Origin of the sequence: Streptomyces sp. ICN903 (assembly GCF_022015835.1) — a bacterium.
Lineage (GTDB): Bacteria > Actinomycetota > Actinomycetes > Streptomycetales > Streptomycetaceae > Streptomyces > Streptomyces fenghuangensis.
Genome location: NZ_JAKMAY010000211.1, coordinates 4,910 through 10,155, shown reverse-complemented (window position 1 = coordinate 10,155; position 5,246 = coordinate 4,910). Strand labels below are relative to the sequence as shown.

6 protein-coding genes are annotated in these 5,246 nt (G+C 73.2%); all 6 read right to left on the bottom strand.

Annotated elements, in window-relative coordinates; genetic code table 11:
- Window positions 1-957, bottom strand: a 957-nt coding sequence (locus L7D48_RS20115; RefSeq protein ID WP_237881021.1) for a DUF2332 domain-containing protein, incomplete at its 3' end; no start/stop codon positions are given.
- A 103-nt stretch (window positions 958-1,060) separates the two neighbouring features.
- Window positions 1,061-2,059 carry a prolyl aminopeptidase gene (pip, locus tag L7D48_RS20110; RefSeq protein ID WP_237881019.1) on the bottom strand — a complete coding sequence of 333 codons (999 nt, stop codon included), beginning with the start codon at window positions 2,057-2,059 and terminating at the stop codon, window positions 1,061-1,063.
- Window positions 2,060-2,097: 38 nt separating this feature from the next.
- The gene (locus L7D48_RS20105; protein WP_237881017.1) at window positions 2,098-3,762 is read right to left on the bottom strand and encodes a DNA repair helicase XPB; all 1,665 of its coding nucleotides are present in this window, start codon (window positions 3,760-3,762) and stop codon (window positions 2,098-2,100) included.
- A gap of 220 nt (window positions 3,763-3,982) precedes the next feature.
- The gene (locus L7D48_RS20100; RefSeq protein WP_237881015.1) at window positions 3,983-4,252 is read right to left on the bottom strand and encodes a hypothetical protein; all 270 of its coding nucleotides are present in this window, start codon (window positions 4,250-4,252) and stop codon (window positions 3,983-3,985) included.
- Window positions 4,253-4,331: 79 nt separating this feature from the next.
- The gene (locus L7D48_RS20095; RefSeq protein ID WP_237881013.1) at window positions 4,332-4,823 is read right to left on the bottom strand and encodes a hypothetical protein; all 492 of its coding nucleotides are present in this window, start codon (window positions 4,821-4,823) and stop codon (window positions 4,332-4,334) included.
- Between the two features lie 79 nt (window positions 4,824-4,902).
- Window positions 4,903-5,246: WYL domain-containing protein (locus L7D48_RS20090; RefSeq protein ID WP_237881011.1), on the bottom strand; the 344-nt coding region annotated here is incomplete at its 5' end.

The window sequence follows — 5,246 nt, the reverse complement described above, 5'->3', positions numbered from 1 at the left end:
GGTTTCCAGCCACTCCAGCGACTGGCCGTGCGGGCCCGTGAAGGCCACCGGGCGCTCGTCCAGGGCCAGGACGAACGAGGCGCGGTCGGCGGGCGCCGGGCGGGGCAGGCGGCCGGCGACGGAGGGCAGGGCGCCGGGGGACTCGTTGGAGATCCAGTGGGCGGGCAGGGTGCGCATCGTCTCGGCGAAGGCCTCCCGCGCTCCGGGCGGCAGGTAGGCCAGCACCGCGCTGTGGAAGACCACCGGTGTGGCGCCCGCCGGGGCCGAGGCGACCAGATCGCGGACGGTCTCGTTGAGGTCCCCGCGCACCAGGTGCGGGGGTTCGGCGCGGGCGACGCGGACGGCGTCGCGCAGCCGCCGCAGCCGGTGCGTCTGCTCCGGCCAGACCAGGCACTCCAGCCAGTGGACATCGCCGCCGTCGCCTACGTCGAGGGGGTTGAGGTCCGTCCCGGCCCGCCAGGCGACAGCGGGCGGCCGGGTGGGAAGCGGTACGGGACCGGCCGTGCGGCAGTCCAGGGTGACCGGGCCGCCGTCCGGGCCGAACGCGGTCCGGCCGTCGTAGGAGTACCGGTAGCGGTCGGGGTACAGGCACAGCCCGGCGGAGGCGCCGACCTCGATCAGGGCCAGCGGCTGGGGCAGGGCAGCCAGCAGCGGCAGCAGCACGGCGCACCGGCCGGGCTCGTTGGTCTGGGTGCGGCGCTCCAGTACGACCGCCCGCACCTCGTCCCAGTGGTCGAGCAGCCAGGGGCGGAACGCGGCGGGGTCGCCGGTGGGACCGCCGAGGAACCGTGCCGCGCCCAGCAGCAGGTTCGGCTGCCGTCTCGGCTCGGGCAGCCGGTCGATCAGGGCCGTCAGGCGGTCGTCGCGGGCGAGCGCCCCGGCCAGCTCCTCGTAGCTCGGGGAGTGCCCTCGGGCCTCCCGCTCCGCGAACCGCCGGTACCGCTCTGCCGTGTCCATGAAGCGATCATGGGCGCGGCGAGCGGGGCCGTGAGAGGGGTTCGGACGGAGTGTCCGGCACCTCACACCGCCGCGGGAGTCACCGCTGCCACCGGCAGAGCCGTCACCGCGCCGCGAAGCGGTCCAGCGCGTCCAGGACGCGGGTGCGGGTGGCCGCGCCGCCGAGGTGGCCCTCGGCGCCTACGACGGTCAGCTCCGCGTCCGGCCAGGCGCGGGCCAGCTCCCACGCGGTGTCGAGCGGGCTGCTCAGATCGGCCCGGCCGTGGACCAGCACTCCCGGGATGCCCGCCAGCCGTCCCGCGCCGCGCAGCAGCGCGTCCTCCTCCAGCCACGCGCCGTGGGAGAAGTAGTGCGCGCACAGGCGCACCAGGGCCAGCCTGGCGGCCGGGGGCCGGCCGCCGTACGGGCTCGCGGCGCCGCCCACCCCGCCGCTGCCGGTCTCGCCGGACAGGACGGCGTCCTCCCAGGCGCACCAGTCGGCCGCGGCCCGCTCGCGCACCGCCGCGTCGGGGTGCTCCATCAGCCGCGCGTACGCCCCGAGCAGCTCGGGCGTGGACGCGTCGCGCGGTACGCCGCGCCCGGCCCCGGCCCTGGCCCCCGCGTGGAAACGCTCCCACTCCCCGGGGAAGAAGCGGGCCACGCCCCGGTAGAGCCAGTCGATCTCCGAGCGCCGGGTGGTGGTGACTCCGGCGATCACGATGTGCGAGACCCGCTCCGGATGCCGCTGGGCGTAGGCGAGGATCAGCGTGGAGCCCCACGAGCCGCCGTACAGCAGCCAGCGGTCGATGCCCAGGTGCTCGCGCAGCCGCTCCATGTCGGCGACCAGATGCCAGGTGGTGTTGTGCCGCAGGCCGGTGGCCGGGTCGCTCGCGTGCGGGGTGCTGCGGCCGCAGCCGCGCTGGTCGAACAGCACCACCCGGTACCGCTCGGGGTCGAAGAGGCGCCGCGCTCCTTCCCCGCACCCCGAACCGGGCCCGCCGTGGACGACGGCGGCGGGCCTGCCGTCCGGATCGCCGCACACCTCCCAGTACACGCGGTGGCCGTCGCCGACGTCGAGCATGCCGCTGTCGTACGGCTCGGCCGGCGGGTACGGCTCGCGCATCTCTACAACCTCCCGGAGTCCGGTGACGGACCGGGAGGCTATCCGACTTCGTCCGTCTCCTCGTCGCCCGCCAGCAGCTCGGAGGCGTCCACGATGCGGTAGGCGTAGCCCTGCTCGGCCAGGAAGCGCTGGCGGTGGGCCGCGAAGTCCTGGTCGACGGTGTCGCGGGCGACGACCGAGTAGAAGCGGGCCTCGTGGCCGTCCGCCTTCGGGCGCAGCACCCGGCCCAGGCGCTGGGCCTCCTCCTGGCGGGAGCCGAAGGTGCCCGACACCTGGATGGCGACGGTGGCCTCGGGCAGGTCGATGGAGAAGTTGGCGACCTTGGAGACCACCAGCACCGACAGCTCGCCCGAGCGGAAGGCGTCGAACAGCTTCTCGCGCTGCGCGTTGCCGGTGTCGCCCTTGATCACGGGCGCGTCCAGGTGCTCGCCCAGCTCGTCGAGCTGGTCGATGTACTGGCCGATCACGAGTGTCTGCTCCCCGGCGTGGCGGCGCACCAGCGCCTCGGTGACGCGCTGCTTGGAGGCCGTGGTGGAGCAGAAGCGGTACTTCTCGTCCGACTCGGCCGTCGCGTACGCCAGCCGCTCGGACTCGGTGAGGTCCACGCGGACCTCCACGCAGTCGGCCGGGGCGATGTAGCCCTGCGCCTCGATCTCCTTCCAGGGGGCGTCGAAGCGCTTGGGGCCGATGAGGGAGAAGACGTCGGACTCGCGGCCGTCCTCGCGCACCAGCGTGGCCGTCAGGCCGATGCGGCGGCGGGCCTGGAGGTCGGCGGTGAACTTGAACACCGGGGCCGGCAGCAGGTGCACCTCGTCGTAGACGATCAGGCCCCAGTCGCGGGAGTCGAACAGCTCCAGGTGCGGGTAGACACCCTTCCGCTTCGTCGTCAGCACCTGGTAGGTGGCGATGGTGACGGGGCGGATCTCCTTCTTCGCGCCGCTGTACTCGCCGACCTCGCTCTCCGTCAGCGAGGTGCGCCGCACCAGTTCGCTCTTCCACTGCCGGGCCGAGACGGTGTTGGTCACCAGGATCAGCGTGGTGGCCTTCGCCGTGGCCATCGCGCCCGCGCCCACCAGCGTCTTGCCCGCGCCGCAGGGCAGCACGACGACTCCGGAGCCGCCGTGCCAGAAGTTCTCCACGGCCTGCCTCTGGTAGGGGCGCAGCGCCCAGCCGTCCTCGGTCAGCTCGATCGGGTGCGCCTCGCCGTCCACGTAGCCGGCCAGGTCCTCGGCGGGCCAGCCGAGTTTGAGCAGCGCCTGCTTGATCTGGCCGCGCTCGGAGGGGTGGACGGCGACGGTGTCGGGGTCGATGCGGGCGCCGACCAGCGGCTGGATCCGCTTGGAGCGCAGGATCTCCTCCAGCACCGGCCGGTCGGAGGACTCCAGGACCAGCCCGTGGGTGGGGTGCTTGAGCAGCCGCAGCCGGCCGTAGCGGTCCATCGTCTCGGCCACGTCCACCAGCAGCGCGTGCGGCACCGGGTAGCGGGAGTGGGTGACCAGGGCGTCGACGACCTGCTCGGCGTCGTGCCCGGCGGCACGGGCGTTCCACAGGCCCAGCGGGGTGAGCCGGTAGGTGTGGATGTGCTCGGGGGCTCGCTCCAGCTCGGCGAAGGGCGCGATGGCGCGGCGGCAGTCGTCGGCCTGCTCGTGGTCGACCTCCAGCAACAGGGTCTTGTCGCTCTGGACGATGAGCGGTCCGGTCACGGTGGGGCTCCTCCTGCCTTCGGCTGCTCGGTCGGCGCGCGGTCGGCGCACACCCGGCGCACGGGCCGACCGTCCAGTGTGCCCCATCCGGTCGACGGACGGCCGCCCGGCGGCGGCCGTCCGTCGACCGGACGGCGCGAACCCAAGGGTGCGGGCCGCTGCTCACGTCATGAGAGGCAAGGAGAAGAACGGGCGGTCGCGACCTTCCAAGGGCACTTGGTCAATTGGTTTGGCGTGGGTGGCCCGTTCTGGCCAGGACCAGCCAGCAAGTCCGCTCGTCCTCGTCGAACAGGTACCAGAGCCGCCCGCCGCCCGTAACCTCGATCTGCCACTGCGGCAGGGCCTTGCCGCTCCTGGTGCCAGTGGCCAGATCGCCTTTCAGGCGATGGTGCCGCTGCGTAGGCGGTACCGGAGCCGGGTCGGTGCGCATCACCTGCCATGCGACGAGCGTGTTGCCCGGTGCTTTCTTGCACAGCTCCCGCCAGCCCACAGCGGCTTCCCGGTTGCCGAACCTGATGTGGAACTCCCCCTTGCCGGAGGAGGCGGTACCGGATCTCCCTTGCCCAGGCTCACGTATCCGCCGCCTCCGGTGCTCCGACGGGACCGAAGTCCTCGTCGCCGTGGTCGGTGGTCAGTGCCTTGTGCAGCTCAGGGTCGGCGTACACCTCGGCGGTGTGCTTCCACTCCGTTATCACCTGGGCGATCGGTCCCACCGTTCCCAGATCGGTGCTGGCCCGGGCCGTCTCGACGAACTCGATCAGGAACTGCCGGACGGAGCCCTCCGGCAGGAACCGGACCCAGGGGAACGCCTCGGGGAAGACCCTGGTGAGCAGATCGACCGCGTGCGGTTCCTCCTTCATCAGCGCGACGAACATGCGGGTCGTGGAGTCCACCACCTGCACGGCCTCGTCGGCCTTGGCGGCAGTGGTCAGGTAGAGGTCCTCGTCGTCCCGCCGGTGCAGCCGGATGCCCTTGCGTATGTCGGTCTGCATGCGGGCGACAGTGTCCTTGGGCTTCTGGATCAGCTCGGAGAAGTTGGCTTCGACGGGGGTTGCGGTCATGACTTGGAAGGTACTTCAGAAGTCGCGGGGGATCCAGTGGATTCGCTCCCGTACACCCGTACGGGTGTACGGGCCGGGTTCAGCCGTCGGTGTCCGTCAGGGGCGCCGCGCCCGTGACGCGGTGCAGCGGGTAGGTGCGGACCTCCTCGGCGGTGTGGTCGTACGCCGTGACGAAGCCGCCCTCGACGCGGACGGGCTCGACGACGCGCTCACCGGCGGTGCCGTCGGCGTCCACATGGCCGATCCGCACCGTCGTCCCGTGCCGGGCGGCGGCGCGCAGGACGGCCAGGGTGTCGGCCGCGGGCGTGCGCGGCGGCGGGCCGCCGGGAGCGGCCGGGACCGGGCGGCGGGGCCGGGGCGGTGCTCCGCCGGCCGCCACGTCCCCCGAGCGGATGGCGCGTACGGCGGCGGCCAGCAGCGGGG

Coding starts and splice junctions, on each gene's coding strand:
- pip (WP_237881019.1), bottom strand. CDS start 2,059: ATGCGCGAGCCGTACCCGCCGGCCGAGCCGTACGACAGCGGCATGCTC.
- L7D48_RS20095 (WP_237881013.1), bottom strand. CDS start 4,823: ATGACCGCAACCCCCGTCGAAGCCAACTTCTCCGAGCTGATCCAGAAG.